Here is a 609-nt window from a genome sequence, read left to right on the forward strand (position 1 = left end):
TCGGTGGAGGGTGTCGGTGGTGAGGTCGGGTGGGGTGGTGAAGACGAAGGATTGGGTGAAGTGGTCGAAGCCGGGTCGGTCTACGTAGCGGGCGGCGATGGGTTGCAGTGGTGAGGTGGTGACGGCGGTGGGTCCGGTTTCGGTGTGGGTCTGGGTGTGGGTGTCGGCGATTCGTGCCAGGGCGCTGATGGTGCGGTGGGTGAAGATGTCGGCGGCGGTGATGGTGATGCCGGCGCGGCGGGCTCGGGTGACGACTTGGATGGAGGAGATGGAGTCGCCGCCGAGGCGGAAGAAGTCGTCGTCGATCGACAGTGGGGTGTCGGTGGGCAGGTGCAGGATGTCGGAGAAGACGGTGGCGAGGGTGGTTTCGGTGACCGTGCTCGGTGTGTGTCCGCCGGTGAGGGCTGCGGTGAGGTCGGGTGTGGGTAGTGCTCGGCGGTCGAGTTTGCCGTTGGGGGTGACCGGGACGGTGGTGATGGGGATGAACACCGTGGGGATCATGTAGTCCGGTACCCGTGCGGTCAGATGCTCCCGGAGTTCGTCGTCGGTGACGTCGGTACCGACGTAATAGGCGGCAAGGTATTTGTCATTGCCGCCGGGGTGGTCGGC

Annotated in this window: 1 protein-coding gene; it reads right to left on the reverse strand. The window is 65.7% G+C overall.

What is annotated here, in order from left to right; all coding sequences use genetic code 11:
- Positions 1-609, reverse strand: a 609-nt coding sequence (locus tag CH293_RS27715) for a phosphopantetheine-binding protein (RefSeq protein WP_217900800.1), incomplete at both ends; no start/stop codon positions are given.

This window comes from Rhodococcus sp. 14-2470-1b (genome assembly GCF_002259415.1).
Lineage (GTDB): Bacteria > Actinomycetota > Actinomycetes > Mycobacteriales > Mycobacteriaceae > Rhodococcoides.